The organism is Paremcibacter congregatus (genome assembly GCF_006385135.1).
In the GTDB taxonomy this organism is placed as follows: Bacteria; Pseudomonadota; Alphaproteobacteria; order Sphingomonadales; family Emcibacteraceae; genus Paremcibacter; species Paremcibacter congregatus.
Genome location: NZ_CP041025.1, coordinates 3,595,796 through 3,616,623 on the forward strand (window position 1 = coordinate 3,595,796; position 20,828 = coordinate 3,616,623).

General features: G+C 54.4%; 19 protein-coding genes. 5 read left to right on the forward strand and 14 right to left on the reverse strand.

Translation table 11 applies throughout. From position 1 onward, the window contains the following. From FIV45_RS15900 to FIV45_RS15910, 3 genes are all read right to left on the reverse strand, one after another. The gene (locus FIV45_RS15900) at positions 1-852 is read right to left on the reverse strand and encodes a hypothetical protein (RefSeq protein WP_099473363.1); all 852 of its coding nucleotides are present in this window, start codon (positions 850-852) and stop codon (positions 1-3) included. A 99-nt stretch (positions 853-951) separates the two neighbouring features. After that, on the reverse strand, positions 952-1,674 hold the full coding sequence (locus FIV45_RS15905) for a winged helix-turn-helix transcriptional regulator (RefSeq protein WP_165777029.1): 723 nt from the start codon (positions 1,672-1,674) through the stop codon (positions 952-954). A 111-nt stretch (positions 1,675-1,785) separates the two neighbouring features. Continuing rightward, positions 1,786-2,235, reverse strand: a complete 450-nt coding sequence (locus FIV45_RS15910) for a hypothetical protein (protein WP_099473367.1) — start codon at positions 2,233-2,235, stop codon at positions 1,786-1,788. 192 nt (positions 2,236-2,427) lie between these two features. Between FIV45_RS15910 and FIV45_RS15915 the strand changes: the two genes are divergently transcribed. From FIV45_RS15915 to FIV45_RS15925, 3 genes are read left to right on the forward strand one after another with little or no spacing between them, the layout of a single operon-like run. Continuing rightward, positions 2,428-3,168, forward strand: coding sequence for a TetR/AcrR family transcriptional regulator (locus FIV45_RS15915; protein WP_099473369.1), 741 nt, complete (start codon positions 2,428-2,430; stop codon positions 3,166-3,168). Then, complete coding sequence (locus tag FIV45_RS15920) at positions 3,165-4,526, forward strand: ABC1 kinase family protein (RefSeq protein ID WP_099473371.1); 1,362 nt, start codon at positions 3,165-3,167, stop codon at positions 4,524-4,526. The genes FIV45_RS15915 and FIV45_RS15920 overlap by 4 nt, the downstream gene beginning before the upstream one ends. Further along, entirely contained in the window at positions 4,523-4,939 is a 417-nt protein-coding gene (locus FIV45_RS15925; protein WP_099473373.1) for a DUF6463 family protein, read from the forward strand. The genes FIV45_RS15920 and FIV45_RS15925 overlap by 4 nt, the downstream gene beginning before the upstream one ends. Here the strand turns inward: FIV45_RS15925 and actP are convergent. The 6 genes from actP to FIV45_RS15955 form a co-directional block, all read right to left on the reverse strand. Continuing rightward, entirely contained in the window at positions 4,936-6,597 is a 1,662-nt protein-coding gene (gene actP, locus FIV45_RS15930) for a cation/acetate symporter ActP (protein WP_099473776.1), read from the reverse strand. The two genes, FIV45_RS15925 and actP, sit on opposite strands and share 4 nt — an antisense overlap. A gap of 1 nt (position 6,598) precedes the next feature. Next, complete coding sequence (locus tag FIV45_RS15935) at positions 6,599-6,913, reverse strand: DUF485 domain-containing protein (RefSeq protein ID WP_099473375.1); 315 nt, start codon at positions 6,911-6,913, stop codon at positions 6,599-6,601. Between the two features lie 183 nt (positions 6,914-7,096). After that, on the reverse strand, positions 7,097-9,388 hold the full coding sequence (locus FIV45_RS15940; protein ID WP_099473378.1) for a TonB-dependent receptor: 2,292 nt from the start codon (positions 9,386-9,388) through the stop codon (positions 7,097-7,099). A 165-nt stretch (positions 9,389-9,553) separates the two neighbouring features. Further along, entirely contained in the window at positions 9,554-12,091 is a 2,538-nt protein-coding gene (locus FIV45_RS15945) for a TonB-dependent receptor (RefSeq protein WP_099473380.1), read from the reverse strand. Between the two features lie 152 nt (positions 12,092-12,243). Then, entirely contained in the window at positions 12,244-13,284 is a 1,041-nt protein-coding gene (locus FIV45_RS15950; protein WP_099473382.1) for a FecR family protein, read from the reverse strand. 75 nt (positions 13,285-13,359) lie between these two features. After that, a complete protein-coding gene (locus tag FIV45_RS15955; protein WP_099473384.1) occupies positions 13,360-13,875 on the reverse strand; it encodes an RNA polymerase sigma factor in 516 nt (171 codons plus the stop codon). Positions 13,876-14,124: 249 nt separating this feature from the next. Between FIV45_RS15955 and FIV45_RS15960 the strand changes: the two genes are divergently transcribed. Together FIV45_RS15960 and FIV45_RS15965 are read left to right on the forward strand one after the other, a co-directional pair. Further along, complete coding sequence (locus FIV45_RS15960) at positions 14,125-14,595, forward strand: MarR family winged helix-turn-helix transcriptional regulator (protein ID WP_099473387.1); 471 nt, start codon at positions 14,125-14,127, stop codon at positions 14,593-14,595. 20 nt (positions 14,596-14,615) lie between these two features. After that, the gene (locus FIV45_RS15965) at positions 14,616-15,452 is read left to right on the forward strand and encodes an alpha/beta fold hydrolase (protein WP_099473389.1); all 837 of its coding nucleotides are present in this window, start codon (positions 14,616-14,618) and stop codon (positions 15,450-15,452) included. A 5-nt stretch (positions 15,453-15,457) separates the two neighbouring features. Here the strand turns inward: FIV45_RS15965 and FIV45_RS15970 are convergent, their stop codons facing one another. The 5 genes from FIV45_RS15970 to FIV45_RS15990 form a co-directional block, all read right to left on the reverse strand. Beyond that, on the reverse strand, positions 15,458-16,612 hold the full coding sequence (locus FIV45_RS15970) for an alpha-hydroxy acid oxidase (protein WP_204602225.1): 1,155 nt from the start codon (positions 16,610-16,612) through the stop codon (positions 15,458-15,460). Between the two features lie 55 nt (positions 16,613-16,667). Continuing rightward, entirely contained in the window at positions 16,668-17,504 is an 837-nt protein-coding gene (locus FIV45_RS15975; RefSeq protein ID WP_099473391.1) for a sulfite exporter TauE/SafE family protein, read from the reverse strand. A gap of 63 nt (positions 17,505-17,567) precedes the next feature. Beyond that, positions 17,568-18,047 carry a homoprotocatechuate degradation operon regulator HpaR gene (hpaR, locus tag FIV45_RS15980; RefSeq protein WP_099473393.1) on the reverse strand — a complete coding sequence of 160 codons (480 nt, stop codon included), beginning with the start codon at positions 18,045-18,047 and terminating at the stop codon, positions 17,568-17,570. Positions 18,048-18,152: 105 nt separating this feature from the next. Next, positions 18,153-19,331 (reverse strand): BaiN/RdsA family NAD(P)/FAD-dependent oxidoreductase, encoded by a 1,179-nt coding sequence (locus FIV45_RS15985; RefSeq protein WP_099473395.1) that lies wholly within the window; start codon positions 19,329-19,331, stop codon positions 18,153-18,155. Positions 19,332-19,420: 89 nt separating this feature from the next. After that, positions 19,421-20,824, reverse strand: coding sequence for an aldehyde dehydrogenase family protein (locus FIV45_RS15990; RefSeq protein ID WP_099473397.1), 1,404 nt, complete (start codon positions 20,822-20,824; stop codon positions 19,421-19,423). Positions 20,825-20,828: the final 4 nt, after the last annotated feature.

Below are 20,828 nucleotides of genomic sequence, written 5' to 3' on the forward strand. Positions count from 1 at the left end.
TCAGACGCCTTTCTGGGCGGGATAGAATAGATCCTTGAGAAAGCGCGGATTAAGCTTGGACAGGGGGATGCTCGAGAAAATATGCAGGATTGACCACGTGCCGATAATCTTGACGAAGCTTTTGTCCGTAATGGCCAGGCCGAGAACACTGTCAAACAGGACCACAAAAACCGCCGAAAGCGCGAAGACCATCGAGAAGAATGACACACCCTTGCGCATATTCTTTTCTTTGACAAACAGCATCCAGAAGGAAAAGACATACCAGGTCAGGATATGGTAAAAGCCGAGATAATGAAATTCAAAGACCATCCCGGTGATCTTGGCATAGGTGGCCACCGCCAATAGCGGCGCCTCGAATAACAGCAAGCTCAACCGGTTTTGGGTATAGGCCACGATCACCGCAAAACTCGTCAGCCCGACGACAGACAGGCCAGTGGCAACCCCTTCCCCCACCGGAATAATCATCAGTCCGAAGACGGCGATATAAAATACCGTGCGCAGCAACGCCATATGTTCAGGGTCTTTCAATCGCGTGCGGATCGTCAGCAGATAAGCCTCCGACAGCGCCACATGCAGCACCAAAAAATAAGGCGCTAAATGCGTCACATAAAGGGAAAAATACAACCCGACCATCAGGATTGCCGTCGCCAGCATCAGCGCATATTTCTTTTCCTTCATCTGCAGGAGATTATTTTTTGAATAATAAAACCCCAAGGCAAAATGAGAGAACAGCAGGCCGATAAAGATCGCGCGATAGGTAAATTCCCCGACACTCATGCTATAGGCCAAGGCGAGAATGATCAGTAAACTGACGCTACGACATGAGATGACAAATGTATTGCTAAAAGGCATTCGGTTTTCCTTGGTTTTAAGGCGTTATGTTATTGTCTCAGTCTGCATCTCATGCCTAAGTAAAACTACTCCATAAAAGATAGTCCTTCCGCGCCCCCTTCATTCAGAAGGTTTTCCCTGCGCCAAATCCCGCTCCACGCCGCACCGCTGACGCTTAACCGGGGCCGCCGCGCTGAGCAGGAGCAGGTCCGGCAGCAAACGCACCAGATCTGACGTCCCCTCCGTGCGGATCGCCCCCTGGGACAGCTCCTGACGGATGTCGCGAATGCCGCGCCAGCATTCGACAAACAGCCGCAGATCCGACATGATCGTCAGGTCCGCCTCATGGCCCGGATGTTTCAGGCACATATCCACCTCGTCCGCCGTCGCGATCAGCCAGAAACGCTGTGACCCCTGGGTGCCACCGGTGAATTCCAGCGCGATCACCGTACGGCCCGGCGGCAAAATGCTTTTATTTAGCCGGCCATGCATCTGCCACAGCAGGAAGTCCGGATCAAGATCATCAATCACCATATCCCGCCCCCAGGCCTGCCCCCAATAGGCAAGAGACTGAATGATCGGTGCCAGTTCTTCGCCCGCCGCCGTCAGCCGGTAAGCATAGCCCGGCCCTCGGTCCAGCGGGGTACGCGTGATTATTTCTGCATGTTCCAGGTCACGAAGCCGCCGCGACAGCAATGTCGCCGTGATTTTCGGCACTCCCTTGTGAATATCGTTGAACCGATAACTGCCTTCGATAATCCGCCTGATAATCAGCACATTCCAGCGCTCGCAGAAAATCTCCGCCGCCAGCGCCAAGGGACAATATTGACCGTATGTTGACATGTTCTTCCCCTTTATGGTTCTTCCAGCATACGCGACTTGACGGAAAACACCAATGCGGTTGAACATAGCGGCCTGACGCCCCCGATATGATTCGCCCCCCCTTAACCAAAATTACTGTGGAATTTCGTCGCAATTGGCGACGCAGAAGGTCTGGGCGCGGACCTCGCCGCCGCAATTTTGATAACAGGCCCGGTAATTCACCTCACAGGAAGGGTCGCGGCGCCGGCCGTCATAACGGTTACAGCTATAGTCGCGATAAAAATCATAATAATCTTTTTCGATCTTTTCGCCGGCTTGTTTCATTTCCCGCATATAATGGTGAAATTCTGCATCCGCCCGGGCGGATTCTTCCGTGAGACAGACTTTCTTCTGCTCAAGCTGCACCTGCTGCCCGCTGCGTTCACAATAGGTCTTGCTGTCAAGGCATTGGTTCAGGCACATGCGACCCTGCTCGTTCGGCGGTGGCGTATAATCATATACCGTTTGATAACGCGGCCCGCCACAGGCGGAGAGGCCGAGCAGACCGGCCAAAACAAGACAGAATTTCAATGGCAGTTTCATAATAACCCCTTCAGGTAAAAATAGACGTGATGAGACTATAACCCCTCATTCTAAATACAGGATGAACAGACCCAAAGAAAACGCCAACCTTCTCCGTCCCTTCGATCCAGTAAAGAAATTTACTTGACTTTAAACTATAATATCTACAATAATTCGTTAATTAACCAACCTAATAGAAAGATATTATTCATTATGAAGGTATCCAAGGCTCAAAAAGAGAAAAATCGCCAGAAGCTCATTCTCGCCGCCGTCGCGCTTTTTTCTGAAAAAGGCTATGATCAGGTGACCATGAAACAGATCGCCACCCAAGCCAAGATGGCTGATTCCACGGTTTATAAATATTTCGCCAACAAGGAAAAATTCCTCACCGCCTATCACGAGATGGTGTTGCTGCACAGTCTTGAGCAGGCCCGGGATGAAAAACAAACGGCGGGGTTTGATTTTCAGGAGAAGCTGCAATATTTTCTCGATATCTATCTGGAAAATCTGCTGGAAAACCGGGAATTTGTCGGCAAGAGCCTGAAAATGATGCTCTCTAGTCCTCTGACCACCCTCAACCACAGCTTTCCCGCCCGGGCGGCGCTGAAAGATATGGTCACAGACGCCCTCACCCAGGCGGTCGCAGAGGAGGGCTTCCCCGAAATCCCGTATCAGAACGCCATCACCCATCTGATGACCGACGCCCTGTTCGGGATCGTGCTCTATTGGCTGAAAGATGACAGTGAGGAATTTTCCGACACCACCCGCATGATCGATATGGCGCTCTCGCTGCTGACGGCGCTGCTCAAAAGCGGCGTGATCACCAAGGCCAGTGACCTCGCCACCTTCGTTATTAAAAGCCAGATGATGCGCTTTCTTGATCAGGAAAATCTCTTCACCAATCTGATGAAAATGACGTCATACCGTCAAAAGAAAGAGGCCACAGCCCCATGAGTGAAGAAGGAATTTCCACCGGAAAATTCAGCCGCTCCGCCTCTTTCGGCATGGCGGCGACCAAGATCGGCCTGAAGCATCTCGGGCGGAAGGGCAAAAATAGCCTCAAAGGACCCGAAAATGACGCCGACCGCCGCGCCGATCAAGACCGGTACGAAGCGGAGATCGGCAAGATCCTGTTTCAGGCCCTCAATCAGTTGAAAGGCACCGCGCTCAAGGCCTCGCAAATCCTCAGTCTGGAGGTCGATTTTCTGCCGAAGGGCGTGCGGGCCGAGCTGGCCCGTGCCTGTCATCAGGTGACCCCGCTAAACAAGGCGCTGGTTCACAAGGTTTTTCGCCAGGCGTTTCAGGCCTCGCCCCATGATATGTTTGAAACTTTTGAGGATACGGCCTTCGCCGCCGCCAGTCTCGGTCAGGTGCATCGGGCCCGGCTCGCCGACGGCACCGACGTCGCGGTGAAAATTCAATATCCCGGCATCGCCGCCTCGATCAAAAGCGATATCACCCTGCTGGATAGGTTGCTTTCCATCCTGTCCAGCACCACCGACCTGATCCCTGACCGCAAGGTGATCCGGATCATCCTCACAGAAATAGAGCATCAACTCGCCCGGGAAGTCGATTACCATCAGGAAGCCGCCCATGTACAGTGGTTCCGCGATAATCTCTCCCTTGCCGGGGTCATTCTGCCTGCGACCTACCCCGATCACAGCAGCGAACGGGTGCTGACCATGCAATATCTCGACGGGCTGCATCTCGACGACTGGCTGGCGACCGACCCGGATCAGGCAAGCCGCGATCATTATAGCCAGTTGCTCTTTGATCTCTTCCTGAAAAGTTTCTTTAATCTGGGTTGTATCCATGCCGACCCCCATCCCGGAAACTTCCTGTTTATGGCGGACAGTGAGCTGGGCCTGATTGATTTCGGCTGCGTCAAGAATGTCGATCCCGGCTTTGCGGCGCAACAGGCGGCTTTTTATAATCTATTGATCCGCCATCAATCCCAGCCAGACCCACAAAAACTCCATGAGCAATATCTCAAGATGGGCCTGATCGATGAAGACCTTGACCTGCAAAGCTTTCAGGACAAGTTGCAACCCTACCTCCAGGGTATGCAGGCCTGGTGTATAGAACCCTTCCAGACACCCTGCTTCGATTTTGCCCAGAAGACCCCGGTGCCGGTGCTCGATACCCATGAAGCGCGGCAGGCGATGAAATTTCTCAAAGGCATGCCCCGCGACCTACTCTATTTCGACCGCACCTATCACGGTTTGGTTCATATGCTGAAAAAAATCGGCGGCCGGGTCGTCACGGAAAACCTCTGGATCGGACCAGATCTGGGGTCGGAGAGCGCAAAATGACTAATTTCCTCTTTAAGCTGACGTCCCGCCGCTGGATCGGCCGCTGTATCATGATCGTCGCACTGATCCATATGGCGTTCACCTATATTCTCGCGCCGGGATTGTTCCCTGAGATCATCGCGACCGGTGTCCTGAACAGCGTCACCGCCGAAAATGCCGCCGGGGTCTGGTTCTTTCTCTTTGGCCTGCCTCTATTCCTGATCGGCTTAGTGGTGAATTGGGCAGAAAAAGACGACAGGATTTCCCTGCCCTGCAGCCTGACCTGGGGGCTGCTGGGTATCACCTTTCTCGGCATTATTCTCATGCCTGCCAGCGGATTTTATTTGTTGATCCCGGCGTTGATTGGCTTGTCAGCCAAGAATTACGCCGATGAAAAATCCGCCTGCTGGGCACGCTTTAAGCGCCCCTTCTAATGGTCACTGGCGGCGGATATGCCGATGCCGGTTTCTGAGCGGACATATTGCTCATCGAACTTGGCCCGTTCCGCCGCTGCCCGGGGGCTTTTATCCAGCACAGACACCAGCCAGATGGCGACAAACGCCAGCGGCATGGAATAGAACGTCGGATAAACATACGGGTAAATCGGGCTGTCATTGCCCAATACCGCCACCCAGACACTGGGCCCGAGGACAATCAGACCGATCGACAGGGCCAGCCCCACCACGCCACCGGCAACGGCGCCGCGCGTGGTCATCTTCGACCAATACATCGACACAATCAGGATCGGGAAATTGACGCTCGCCGCGATCGCCAGCGCCAGAGACGCGACAAAAGCCACATTCTGATGTTCAAAAGCGATCCCCAGCAACACCGCGATGCCGCCAAGACCGAAGGTGGCGATGCGCGACACCTTGATTTCCTCGGCATTGGTCACCACAGTCTTGCGGAAGGTTTTGGCATAGAGATCATGGGAAATCGTCGCGGCCCCGGCCAGGGTCAGCCCCGCCACCACGGCGAGGATGGTCGCAAAGGCCACCGCCGACATAAAGCCGAGCATTAGATTTCCTCCCATATAATGGGTCAGATGCAGCGCCACCATATTGCCGCCGCCCAGGATCTTGCCGAGTTCGTCATGATAATCCGGATTGCCCATCACGAAAGTCACCGCGCCATAGCCGATGATGATGATCAGGATATAGAAATACCCCATAATGCTGGTGGCATAGAAAACAGACTTGCGCGCATCCTTGGCGTCCTTCACCGTGAAAAAGCGCATCAGAATATGCGGCAGCCCCATAATGCCGAACATCATGGTCAGGGCGATCGAGATAATTGCCACAGGGTCCTTGAGCCACAGACCGGGCGCCATGATCGCCGCGCCTTTCGGATGCTGGCTACTGGCGCTGGCCAACAGAGCGCCGAAATCGAAAGCAAAGCTTTTCATCACCATGAAAGCGATGAACGTCCCCCCGATCAGCAGCAGGATCGCTTTGATCAGCTGCACCCAGGTGGTCGCCAGCATGCCGCCGAAACTGACATAACACATCATCAGGAAACTGACCAGAATCACCGCATAGACATAATCAAGCCCAAAGAGCAGCTGGATCAGCTTACCCGCTCCCACCATCTGGGCGATCAGATAAAAGATCACCACCGACAGCGAGCCAATGGCTGAAATAATCCGGATCGGTTTTTTCTCCAGTCTGTAGGACACCACATCGATAAAGGTATAACTGCCGAGATTACGCAGCCGTTCGGCAATCAAAAACAGGATCACCGGCCAGGCCGCCATCACCCCCACCGCCAGAATCAGGGCGTCAAACCCGAAACCATAAATGGCCCCGGTAATGCCGAGAAACGTCGCCGCCGACATAAAATCGCCGGCAATGGCCGTGCCATTCTGCCACGGTTTGATCCCGCCGCCTGCGGCATAAAAATCATCTTTGGATTTGGTATTGCGCGCCGCCCACCAGGTAATGCCCAATGTGGCGAGCACAAAAATAAAAAACATGAAAATGGCGGTCATATTCAGCGGTTGTTTTTCCACCGCGCCGCTTATATCCGCCCCGGCGCCAAAGGCCGCTGTCGAGGTCAGAACACTGAGACACAAAACACTCAAAAACTTTTTCATCTTAAACATGCCCCAGGTCTTCCCGTAATTCTTTTCTGATCGCGTCAAAACGGCGGTTGGCCCACCAGCTGTAAATGCCGGCACAGACCATGCCGTTCAGGATCACCAGGATCGCCAATACAATACCATTTGTCACATGGCCTCCATCCCGGAAAGGCGCCGCCATGAAAGCCGGCGCAAAAGACATGCCCAGCACATAAAGACTATATCCACCAAGGATAACCAACGTAAAAATCAGACTGAAACGCCCGCGGGCGTGGACCAGCTGCTTGAATTTAGGATGATGAAGGCAACGCGCCGTAGGGTCTTGTGACATATTCTATCCCGATATTTTGTAATGATCTTGTGATCTGTCCCCGTGTCAGGGATCTTTGATTAGACACCGATGAAGCAGGCAGAGAAAGGCCCGGTCGTTCGGTTCATCAAATAACGTTAATGTATTTAATGATTCCCTGCAACCGGGCCATTCTTAAAAATTTCAGTAACCTCCTCGAAGGTCTTAGAAGCTATAGGTTCCGGTCAGACCGAAAGTGCGCGGTGCACCCCAGGTGCCGATCGTGCCCGGTCCGATAAAGTACGCATGGGCGACATAGCTTTTGTTGGTCAGGTTTTTCGCCCAGGCCGACAGTTTGAAGTTCTCGCTGGCTGACGTCCAGGTGATGCTGCCCCCCAAAAGCGTTTTCGCCTGATTCAAAGTCTGCGCGGCTGTCGCGAAATCATTATGGGACGAATCTGTATGGGTCAGGTCAGCATTGAAATTCAGGCTGCCATTGCCATCACTCAGATCCAGATCGTAATCCGCGACAACATTAAATGAGTTCTTCGGCGCCTGACGCAATGTCAGACCTGAGTAATCCACAGGACCGCTGCGGCCTTCGATCACCAGTTCTTTGGCTTCGGTGTCAAGATAGGCATAGCCGCCACTCAGGGTAAAGTCCTCGGTCACGGCCCAGGTGAACTCAAGCTCCAGCCCGAGAATTTTCGCCGCGCCGATGTTTGTGGTCTGGAAAGACCCAAAGGTTGATCCGGGAACCGGTCCGAAACGCACCACCTGAAGGTCCGTATAGTCCATATAGAAAGCCGACCCGTTCAAGCGAAGTCTGCCATCGGCCAAATCACTTTTAAAGCCGACTTCATAATTGATCACGCTTTCCGGTTTGACCGCCCGCGTGGCGGCGATTTCCACCCCTTGCGACCCGGCAAAACCGCCTGATTTATACCCGGTTGAAACCGTACCAAAAATCATCACATTGTCATTGGGGCGATACTGGAGCGAGGCCATGGGAGAAAAATCATCCCAGCTTTCCTGCACGGGCGCCCGGAAGGTTTCGGCAATCACCCGCAGGGAGCCCCCGGCCCCGTCACAAGCGGAAAAATTCGGGAAACCGGCCGCCGCCCGTTCGGCTTCCGTCTGGCCACAGTTGACCGCGGTTGCCACATAATCTTTTTCATCGTGAGAATAACGTCCCCCGGCGAGCAAAGACCATTGCGGGGCAAAATCCCACTGGGCCTGACCATAAAGGGCGTAGGACGTAGAGTCATTCTCAGAACGGGTATATTCATTCCCGACCGTCACCTGACCTGTGGCGGTGGTATTGCGATCAATCTTGAATTGCTCAACCCGGTCAGTTTTTTCTTTGAAGAAAAACGCCCCGGCGACAAAACCGAAATCACCATCCAGTTCTGATGTCCAGCGCAGTTCCTGAGAGAAAGTATCAATCTCTTCGTCAATGTCATCAAGGACATCAGCGCCAAAAACCCCGGCGCCGATATCATATCCGCCACCAAGCGGCGCGCCGACAGACGGCATGCCCCAAGCGGTTTCCACACTGCGGTAGGCACTGATGCTGGTCAAGGTGCCTTTATCAAAATTCACTTCCCCTTTCAGGCTCACGCCATAAACTTCGCGGTCGGAAGAGCCCTCGATCGGCGCCGCCGTGGTTTGCGGCTTGTTGGCCCCCAGCGCTGTGGCGACCCCGATATAATCGAAATTGCCATTCACCACGGGAAAGCGACCGCCATCTTCGCGGCTGTCATCCATATAATCCGCGGACAGGATCCACTCACTACTGTCAAGATCAAGGCGCAACTGCATCCGTGCGGAGATCTGGTTCTCGTCGTTGACATCCTTGTTCAGGAATGTATTGCGCACATAACCATCATGCTTGCGATAATTCACCACCGCTTTCCCGGACAGCTTTTCCGTGATCGGCCCCGTGATCATGCCCTGAGCCCGGATGGTGCCTTCGTTGCCGCCCGTGACGGCGATTTTACCTTCCAGTTCATCGCCCGGCTTCTGGGTGACGACTGAAATCGCGCCGCCAATGGTGTTCCGGCCGAACAAGGCGCCCTGTGGGCCTTTAAGAACCTCGATCCGTTCCAGATCGAACATGTCAAAGTTGAGGCCAGCCCCCCGGCCAATATACACCCCGTCAAGGAACAGAGCCACGGAATTGTCCAACCCGGCCCCGTCATCGAAGGACCCTACACCGCGCATGGCGAACTGGGCCTGCCCCGGCGCAAATTCGGCAAAATGCATCCCAGGCACGCTGTTGGCGATCCCGTCCGCATCATGTATATCAGCCTTGTCGATCTGTTCCATGCCGAGTACGGCGACCGAGATTGGCACATCCTGAACGTTCGCCGCCCGCAGGGTCGCAGTCACGGTGATCTCGTCAATGCGCAATTCATTTTCCGCAGCGGCGTCTTCTGCGGCTTGAACATACCCTGGTGCCGCCATCGCCAAAAGGGCGACCCCGGACATCATTTGTTTTTTGAGTGTAAATTTCATGGACTTTTCCCATTCTATATTTTGAACAAAGATTACTTAAGCTGTGAACTATCCTGCAGCAATTCCCTGTTTTTTTATGCTGCATTCCCTACTTCAACGGCACAGAAACAAAACCCCTCAACAATTTTAGGAATTTTTTAACAAATAAACTAAATGGGATAAAATTCAGAAGCTGTACGTCACGGTGGCGCCATAGGTGCGCGGGGTGCCGAAAAGGGCGTAATCATTACCGCCGAGCACATAAAGATGGGTGATATATTCTTTATCCAGCAGATTTTTCGCCCATAACGTCAATTCCCAGAGATTGTCGCCGGTTTCATAGGCGATCGATGCGTCCAGAAGATCAAAGGCCGGCTGAATGGTCAGGCTGTTATCAGGTTCGCGATAACTTTCCCCCTGATAGCGATAATCCCCCCGCAGCCGCAGGCGACCACCCCGCACCGGATGTTCATAATGAAACGCCAGATACAGCGAACTGCGGGGTGCCTGACGCAGGGTATTGCCGGCGAAATCCCGACCGGAAAGGTCATTGAATTTATGGTACTTCGCGTCGAGATAACCGTAAGAGCCAAATAATTCCAGGCCGGTGAAAGGTTTGAGGGTAAATTCCACTTCCAGCCCCTTGATGCGGGCCGAGGCGGCGTTGCTGGTCTTGAAAAAACCGAAATTCCCTTCGGTTTTGAACTGCACCACCTGAAGATCACGGTAATCAGCATAAAATCCCACCACATTAAGCCTCAGCCGGTCCTCGAACCACTGGGATTTATATCCAACCTCGAAATTCCACACCGATTCCGGATCAATGGTGCGTTCCGCCAGATCCCGGGTCGCCGGCGCCCCCTGGAATCCACCACTTTTATACCCCCGGGACACGCTGCCGTACCACATCACCTGAGGCGTTTGCTGCCAGGTCAGGGTAAAATTAGGTGAAAAATCAGTCCAGCTGCCCATGTTATCAAGGGTAAAATCATCCACCAGAATAATCTGAACCCCATTGGCTCTGTTCTGCTGATGCATTTGTTTACGTTCATATGTCAGACGCCCGCCCACCTTGATGTTCAGGTCGGGGGTCAAGGCATAGGTGCCTTCACCAAAAACCGCAAAACTGTTGGTTTTATTGTTCTGGTTGGTGGTCGATCGTTGACCGGGGAAGATAAAATTTTCCGTCCGGTGCGTATGTTCAAAGAGATAATAAAGGCCCGCGATATACGTCAGATCCTGCCCCTCCGGTGAAATCCAGCGCAGCTCCTGCGAGAATTGCCGATGGGCTTCCACCACATTGGAATTCACTTTCTGATTAACCAGATGGGTTGGCAAGCCGGTGGAATCCTCAAGCCAGGAAAAGTCGCTGTTGCGAAAGGCCGTGATTGACAATAGTTCCCCATACCCGCCCCGGTGGCTGATCCGGCTGCTGACCCCCCAAATGGTGCGGTCAGTATAACCCTGATCGCTATTGATCGCCATGTCCACCCGCCCGCCGAGCCGTTCAAACAAATCCGTGGGCAGAATGGCTTCGCCGGTGAGCTGTCCATCCGGCCCCAGCAACAGCACTTCTTTGCGGCCAACGACCGGGATGCGGCCTGTACTTTCGAAATCGTCGCGGCTGTAATCACCCCGCAAGGCAACCTGGGTATTTTCAGAGAAGTCAATTTGCAGGGCGCTACGCCCCGACCAGGTATTTTCATCATTCTGTCGAATGCTCGGCAGAAACAAGGCCTCCTGCCAGCCGTCGCGTTTGCGTTTATGCACCGCAACCCGACCGAGAATTTTCTTGCCCACCAAAGGGCCGCTGAGGGTCGCGCGCAGGTCCCGGCGATCAAAATTGCCCAACGTCATCTCCAGATCACCGGCCAGTTGCGGCGTTGGTGCATTGCTGGTGACATTGATCGCCCCGCCAATCGCATTCTTGCCATACAGCGTCCCCTGGGGCCCGCGCATGATTTCGATCCGTTCCAGATCAAAGAAATTCATGCTGATGGACGTAATGCGCCCGATATAGACATCGTCGATAAACATAACAATGGAATTGTCCAGCGCCGCCCCGTCATCATTGGACCCTACGCCGCGAACATGAATTGTGGGCTGGCCGATGCTGAAACTCGCCACCGTCAGGCCCGGCACCCGTGTCCCCACATCATCCAGGGTATGCAGCCGGGTTTCGCGGATCAACGGCGGTGAAATCACCGTCACCGCCACGGGCACCTTTTGCATATTCATCCGGCGCCGCAGCGCGGTGACCACAACTTCGTCAATGTCCTCCGCCGCCTGAGGGGCCGGGTCATCTTCTTGCGCCGGCGCAGGGCCCTCGGCCTCAACAACAGGTGTTTGAGACGGCTTATAGAGATCTGGTGACAAAGTGATGGTTCGGGAATCAATGTAGGCAAAGCCAAGCCGGTTGTCCCCCAGAAGTCGCCGCAACGCCTCGTTCGGATAATAACTGCCCTTTACGGCGTGGCTTTTCAGGCCAGTGGTATCCTCTTTCCGCACCACAAGAGACACATCGGCCTGCTCGCCAAACATCAAAAGGGCGGATGACAGAGATTGCGCCGGCACGTCAAAGGACACTTTCATCTCTCGAACTGTGGACGGAGCGGGCGCAGACAAACCTGTGGCAGACGATAAAAATATCGCGCCGCCGATTAAGGCAAGACGAACCATGCCTTTCCTGAGATCAACCATCCTCAACAGGAAATGTAACGCCATATACTGATCAGGTTATTCCGATAGACAACCGTCGACAGAATTGATGTCGCCGCGTCTGGGATAACCTCCCTATAGATTTTTTATATTTTTTATAATGTTATATAGAAACCACCCGACCTCTGCAGATCGGGTGGTTTCTATATAACATATTCTTATTTTTGAGGATAGAGGTAGATCAGATCTTTCGATACCGGTTGCGCGGTAATATGAAAAGTTTGTTCCAAAGCTTTCAGGGTCGCCGCCCGGTCTTCCACCTGCAAAATCGCCACCACTTCGATATTTTCCAACGCCGGATCACCAATGCGTATCTCGGCATCGTAATACCGGTTCAGGTCTTCCACCAACGTGGCAAACCGGGCGCCGTTATAGACCAGTTTGCGATCGCGCCAGGACAAAACGGCGCTGCCATCAACCGGCACGGCAACATTGTCTGCCTGATCATCGCCAAGGATAAATTTCTCGTTCGGTTTCAACGTGGCGTCGAGAGGCAGCTCAACTTTGTCCAGGTCTGATATCCGGCCATGATCCACCACGCCAACCGCCCCTTCCAGAACGGTGACGTCACTGTGATCCCCGCGGTGACGTATATTGAATTTGGTGCCCAGTACCCGCACCAGCCCCCCAGACGTCTCAACATAAAAAGGCCGGTTCTCGTCTTTCGCCACGTCGAAATAAACTTCCCCTTCCGCCAGATAAATCACCCGCTTGTCCGCCTGCAGGTCAACCCGCACATGGGATTTGGTATTCAGCATCAGATGAGACCCGTCTTCGAGAATAACATCCGCCAGCTCTCCCCGCGCCGTTTGATGGTTATCCAGCCACAGGTGGTCTCCATACTGAACCCCGAGAACACTGACCAGCAGCAAGGCGATCGAGGCCGCAATCAGACGCAGCGACCAGAAAATATTTTTTTTCGGGGCCAGATCATTCGCGGCAGGTCTCACACCCGTCAGGCCTTGCGGCGCACGGTGATCGTCCAAAGCGGAAACAGATGCGGTTGGTTTCTTTTCCAACACCGCCAGATCATCCCACAAGCCCCCAATCTCAAGATAGGCGGTCTGATGATCATTGCTCTGGCTGATCCAGTCGGCAAAAGCGGTAATGCGCGCGTCCGATGGATTTTCCGCGCGCATCTTCACAAACCACTCTGTGGCTTTATCCAGCATTCTGTCGTCTAATGTTTTATCCGCCATTTTTTTATCTTTTCTTACCCCGTTTCATCTCTTTCAACGATCGAAAGAGAGATTCCCTCACCTTCTACCTTACATTTATTTTAAGTGCCTGCGCAAATGTTTGAGAGCCTGTATCATATATTTCTCCACCATACTCACAGAAACCTCCAGATCCGAGGCAATCTTGCCATAGGTCAGATGCTGTTCCCGGTGCATCAGAAAGGCCCGGCGACATTTGTCCGGCAATTCATCCAGCGCCCGATAGAGACTGTCCAGTTCCTGTCGCGCCGCCACATGCCGGTCGGGGGCAATGGCGGACGCCTCACTGGCGCTGCCGCTTTCAATCCCGCCTGTCACCTGGTGAACATATTTCTGGTGGTGCTTGCTTTTCCGCTGTTGGTCAATGATGATATTGGTAGCCGTCCGGTACAGATAGGCGCGGGGGTTTTCCATTTCCTCCAGTCCTTCCCGGTTGATCAGTTTCTGATAAGCTTCCTGCATCACATCAAGGGCATCTTCCCGGCAGTGGGTTTTATGCAGCAAAAAGCGAAGAAAACCTTCATGGTTTTCCTGATACATTTTTTTTAAGAATGATGTCTGCTTTTCTTCCATACTGCCGTTAAAAAACCTTCCTGCGGAATTATACCGTTAATGCCTGAAGTAATATATAACAGAATATCCGGAAATATCTATTCCGGAACGACCGGTCAGTTTAATATATGCACCGGTTTGCCGATACGGGACCGTGAACCAGGCCTTCCATCAGCCAAACATCAGTTATGGCTAGCCAAAACAGGTAATTCCCCGTATTATTAATAAAAAATAAACGGGTAGACATAAAATTAAAGAGGATAATGGACCGTGAGCGATACCAACAGCGAACGTACACTCCCTGCTAATGACGAAAACTTCCTGAATGACTTTATCCCGTATATCATGTACCGGATCACCAATCGCATGAATATGGACCTGCAGGATTGTTTACGCCCCAGCAAGATCAACGTTTCCCGATGGCGGGTGCTCTGCGCCCTGATCGCCCGGGATGGCCGTAACATGAGCGACCTCTGCACCTTCACCATGATGGAACAATCTTCCGTCAGCCGGGTGATCGACACTATGGAAAAAGAAGGCCTTGTGATCCGAAAACTGCAACAGCAGGACAACCGGTACGTTCTGGTTTATTTGACCGATAAAGGCCGGGAAACATTCAAGAAAGCCTCCGGTCCCGCCTTTTCCCGCGAAGATCGGGCGCTCAAGGACTTTTCAGACGAAGACCGTCAGCAACTGCTGACCCTGCTGAACCGTGTTTTGGATAATATCCAGTCCGACTGACAGACACGGAAGGCTCCCCCATGTCCCAGATTCATAGCCGGTTTCTGACCTGCGCTGACCGCACCATTCACTTTCTTGAAGCCGGTGACCCGGAACGGGACACTGTTGTCATCTGGCATGGTGTCACCGGCAGTTGTCGGGATCATGTGGATCTGGTGCGGAATCTCGCCACCGACTATCATGTCATCTGTCCGGATTCCATTGGCTGCGGCCTGTCAGACTGGGTGCGCGACCCGGATACCGATCCCGGTCTTACGGCCTATGCGACACATGCCCGCGCCCTTCTTGATCAGCTCGGGATTACGTCAGTACGCTGGATCGGGGCCTCCAAGGGGGGCGGTCTCGGCCTTATTCTTGCAGATATTATGGTCGAATGCCCGATCAGTCATCTGGTTCTCAATGATGTCGGGCCAGGTTTTCCCGAACGCCTGCGTCAGGCGGCGGCGAAAAACATCCTTCACCCGCCGCAGTTCAAGACTTTCCCGGCGTTTGCCGATCATCTGCGCGCCCTGCTCAGCAAAGGCGGGCTGCGGCTGGATGAAGATCACTGGCAGGCGTTGACGCGTCACTGGTGCCGCCGCACCGATACCGGCCAATTCACATTTCAGAATGACCCGGCGCTCGCCCACCAGTTCACGCAACAGCGCCAGGATTTTGATCTCTGGTCCCACTATGACAGGATTACCGCCAAAACTTTGCTGATCCGGGCGGAACAGTCCCTGATCCCCGAAGAAGACCTGATGGAAATGCGGGCCCGTGGCCCCCGCTGTCAGGTGCAATCGCGCCGCGGCGGGCATATCAGCCTGATGACGGACCCTGCGGAACAGACCGTCATCCGCGCCTTTCTGAAAAGTTGATTGTATTATTCCAGATGCCGCAGCATATCGGGGGAAAGGTCTGAAATTTTCCGACAGCCCAGCAAGGCCATATCGCGTCTCATCTCGGCCTGCAGCAGGTCAAACATCCGCCTGACCCCGGCTTCACCGCCCGCCGCCAACGCATACAGATACGGCCGCCCCATCATCACCGCCGTCGCCCCCAACGCCAAAGCCTTGATCACGTCCGTCCCGCGCCGCACACCGCCGTCAATCAGGATTTCGGTTCGCCCCCCAACAGCCGCCACGACCTCCGGCAGAATATCCAGGGCCGCTGGCGCATAGTCCAACTGCCGCCCGCCGTGGTTCGATAAAATAATACCGCTGGCCCCGATTTCCACCGCCCGCACGGCATCTTCGACGGTGGCGATGCCCTTGATCAGAAACGGCCCGCGCCACTGATCAACCATCCAGGCCCCATCTGCCCAGGTTACCGTCGGGTCAAACTGGGCTGAAATATAAGCCAGCAGGCTGTCACGGTTGGCCTGCCCGTCATTGGCCGCCCCCACATTGGCGATTTCGACTTTCGGGGTCGTCAGATACCGCATCAACCAACGGGGATGACACAGGATATCAAGTAGGGTCCGGGCATTCAAGGCCGTCGGAAAAGTCAGGCCATTGCGCAGATCGCGTTCCCGGTTACCTGTGACCGCCAGATCAACCGTCAGGCACAAGGCCTGATAATGGCTCTGGCGGCTGCGGGCGATAAACTCCTTGATAACCTCGCGATCGCGCCAGACATAGATCTGAAACCATTTCGGTCCGTCACTGGCCTGCGCCGTTTCCTCGATAGAGGTGCTGGACACCGACGACAAGGCATAAATCGTGCCGGCCTGCGCCGCCGCGCGGGCCACCGCTCTCTCGCCGTCCGGATGAAACATCCGGGTCTGCCCGGTCGGGGACAGCAACACCGGCAGATCCACCGCCTGGCCCTGTACCGTAGTCGACAGGTCAATCTCCCCCACATCCCGCAGGACCCGGGGCAGAAGTTGATAGCCCCCGAAACTGTCAAGATTACGTTGTAATGTCACTTCATCATCGGCGCCGCCATCAAGATAATCAAAAATCATCCGTGGCAACCGCCGCCGGGCCAGCGCACGAAAATCCATAAGATTATAACAAGACTCGATTGATGACATCATACGCCCTCCGCCGTGTGTAGGTTACGATCACTCTACCCCGCAAAGCCTGAGAAAATCAACCACCAAGAACCGTGCGATACAGCATGCGTCCGGCCGCCAGCAATAAGAACCCGCCAAAAATCAGGCGCAATTGACGCTGTGTCAGACTATGGGCGATCCGCACCCCCAGAGGCGCCGCAAGATATGTCACTGGCGAGATAATCAGAAATCCGATCACATTGACAAAACCGACACTGCCCGGCGGCAGAACATGCCCCCCGCCCAGGAACTGGCCCGTCACCATAAAACCGATGGTCCCCGGTACGGCAATAAACAACCCGAACAGGGCCGCTGTCCCCACCGCCCGATGGATCGGAACGGAAAAAAAGCTCAGGGTCGTTACACTCAACGCCCCACCGCCAATGCCCATCATGGTCGACACCCCGCCGATCAGGCCCGGCAGAACCGGGGTCAGCACGCCGTTCGGCACCTTGGGCGCCAGACGCACTTCACTCAACGGCAGGATCATCTTGGCCGCCACAAACAGGGCCACCACGGCAAAGACTGCGCTGAGACCGCCGCTGTCCACATGGGCGGCAAGCCAGGCCCCAAGAGCGGCCCCCGTTAAAATCCACAGCCCCCATAATTTCACCAGATCAGCATCCACCGCCCCGCGTGCGTGATGCGCCCGGGCCGAAGAGATTGAAGTCGGAATAATGGTGGCCAGAGAGGTTGCCACCGCTACATGCATGCGGATCGCCGGATCAACCCCGAGAAAGCCAAGCGCAAATTCCAGCACCGGGACAATGACAATGCCCCCGCCAATGCCCATCAGTCCGGCCATTACACCGCCAACCACACCGGTGGCCAACATTAACAGGATCAGCGGCAGATAAAGCTCTATCAATTCCATAAAAACTCACGCGTCAGGGTCTGGGGCTCAATATATCGCAAAAGACAGATCAGGCCCGGCCCGTCAGTCTTTCATGGATGCGCTGAGATCATGCAACAAAGCCAGAAGTTTATCCAGCTTTTCCTGACCAAATCGAGCGGTGATTTCCTTGTAAATTTCTTCGCACCGCGGGGCCAGTTTCGCAAACAAGGCCCGCCCCTTCGGGGTAATCGAAATTTCAGAACGCCGCCGGTCCCGGCTGGGGATAATCCGGGTGATCAGACCACGTTCTTCCATTTTACGTATAATCCGTGAAACGCTGGGCTGCAGAATAACACATTTTTCCGCGAGTTCCACCACCTCCAGCACCTGGTTTTCGGCCAAAGCCCGCAAAACCCGCCACTGCTGATCCGTCAGCTTGTTATCAAGCAACATCGCCCGGAAATCGGTCATGATCGACTCCCGGCCTTTCAGTAAAGTGATAGGCAAAGAATGGGCCAGGTCCCGCATGGGAAGTTGCTCACCCGTGAATGTTGTATCCCTTTTAGTATTTTTTGAAGTCATATTCTTGATTCATTTCACTCAATAAGACATGGATCACCATGAGTTGAAAAACTTCTTGAAATGCACTATACAATAACTACTTATCCTGATCTATAGAAAACATTGTCAGACAACCTGACCCGCGGCATGACCCGACGCCCAGGCCCATTGGAAATTATATCCCCCAAGGTGGCCTGTGACATCAAGGACTTCCCCGATAAAATACAACCCGGGAATTATCTCGCTCTCAAAGCTTTTCGAGGATATGCCGCGCGTATCAACCCCGCCACGGGTGACTTCGGCGGTCCGGAAGCCTTCTGTCCCGTTCGGACGGATGGTCCATGTATTTATGTGGGCCGCCACCGCCAAGAGTTTCTGATGAGACAGGTCCGCCAGACGACCATTGACCATCGTTTCAGAGCATATAAATTGCGCCACCCGACGCGGCAGAACCTGAGCCAGCGCATTATGCAGTTCCAGCTTCGGCTGACTTTTCTTCAGGTCCGTCAGATATGCCGCCATATCCTGACCCGGCGCCAGATCAAGGGTAATATCCTCGCCCGGCTGCCAATAGGATGAAATTTGCAGGATCGCCGGACCACTGAGCCCCCGGTGGGTAAACAGAATGGCTTCGGCGAAACGTGTTTTACCGTGACGGACTTCGGCCTCGACCGACACCCCGGCGAGCGACTTGAATTTTTCAAGCTGTTCATTCTGAAAGGTAAAGGGCACCAGCGCCGGTTCCGGCGGAATAATATCATGTCCAAACTGGCGCGCCATCTGATAGCCAAAACCTGTCGCCCCCATCTTGGGGATCGACTTGCCGCCACAGGCGACAACCAGTGCCGTACAAGTGACATCATCCCGCCCGAGATACAGTTTAAACCCGACATCCAGTTTCTGGATATCTTCAATATGCGTTGCCGTGCGGATTTCGACATTGACCGCTTCACATTCCCGCACCAGCATATCGATGATCTGCAATGACTTGCCATCACAAAAAAGCTGTCCGAGTTTCTTCTCATGGTACGCGATGCCATGCTGCTCGACCAAGGCGATAAAGTCTGCGGGCGTATACCGACGCAGGGCCGAAATACAAAAATGCGGATTTTGCGACAAGAAATTCTTGGGGTTTGTATCCCGATTGGTGAAATTGCAGCGCCCGCCGCCGGAAATGCGGATTTTGCCGGCGATCGTGTCGGTGCTTTCAATAACGAGGACTTTACGGCCACGCTTGCCGGCCTCGATGGCGCACATCAATCCCGCCGCCCCGGCCCCGATAATCACCACATCAAAATCTGTCACGCCTGAATCCTGTATATAAGAGAAAGACTGTGCATAACCCGTATAGTCAGGCAATGCAACAGTCTCTCATGCAGAAAACGCAAGACCGATCAGGCGTAGATCGCCTGGATGGTGGTATATTCTTTCAAACCTTCTTCGCCGAATTCAACGCCAATGCCGGAGCCTTTGACGCCGCCAAACGGCACGTTGGGCTGGATCATGCCATGTTTGTTGATCCAGGCGCTGCCACATTCGAGCTCTGCCGCCAGAGCCTTTGCCCTCTCCAGATCCGTTGACCAGATCGAACCGCCAAGGCCATTGTCCGAGGCATTGGCGCGGGCAATCGCGTCCTCAATGCTGCTGTATTTAATGATCGGCAGAACCGGACCGAATTGTTCCTCGTCAACAACGCGCATGCCATCGCTGACATCGGCGAGCAGCGTCGCGGGATAAAAATAACCGGGCCCTTCCTGCGGATTGGCGCCGAGCAATACCCGGGCACCCTGGGCCACCGCGTCATCCACCAGCCCCTTGACCTTGTCATATTGCATTTTATTCTGCACCGGCCCGAGGATCATATTTTCATCCAGCCCCTCGCCCATGGGGATATTGCCGGCGAATTCGGCAAGCGCCGCGCAGACGTCTTCATACACATCTTCATGGACATAAAGCCGTTTCAGGGCGGCGCAGGTCTGGCCGCCGTTAATGAAAGCACCCCAGAACAGGCCCTCGGCAATCGCCTTGGCGTCGACATCCGGCAGCACGATGCCCGCATCATTGCCGCCCAGCTCCAGGGTCAGGCGTTTCAATGTCGGGGCGGCGCTGGCCATGATTTTTTCCCCCGTGGCGCAGGAACCGGTGAAGACGATTTTCTGAATATCCTTATGTTCGCTCATCAACTGGCCGAGATTATCACGCCCGGCCACCACATTGAGCACGCCTTTCGGCAGCACACCACTGATCAGTTCCACCAGGCGCAGGGTACTGAGCGGCGTGAAGGGCGATGGTTTGATCACCACGGTATTGCCGCTGCGGATGGCCGGGATCACATGCCAGATGGCGATCATCAACGGCCAGTTCCACGGCGTGATGGATCCCACAACCCCCACCGGCTTGCGGTGCAGTTCCACCCGGCCTTCTTCGTTATCCTGAATGACCTCGACCGGCAATTCCAGGTCGGCGGTATAGTGAGTCCAGGCCTGACAGCCACCGATCTCGAAGCGAGATCCCAGGCCATTCAGCGGCTTGCCCTGTTCCTGGGTCAGCAATTTCGCCAGCTCTTCCGCATGGTCTTCGATCACCTGACCCATGGCGTGACAGGCCGCCTTGCGGTCGGCATCGGACACCAGACGCCAGCTCTGAAACGCAGCCTTGGCGGCAGCCACGGCGTCATTCAGCTGGGCTTCCGTCGCCACCGGGCAACGCCCCAGAAGGTCACCGGTCGCCGGGTTGAAAATGTCAAAATGATCGGCGGTCGGCACAGCGGCGCCGTTGATATGCAGGGAATAGTCCATGGTT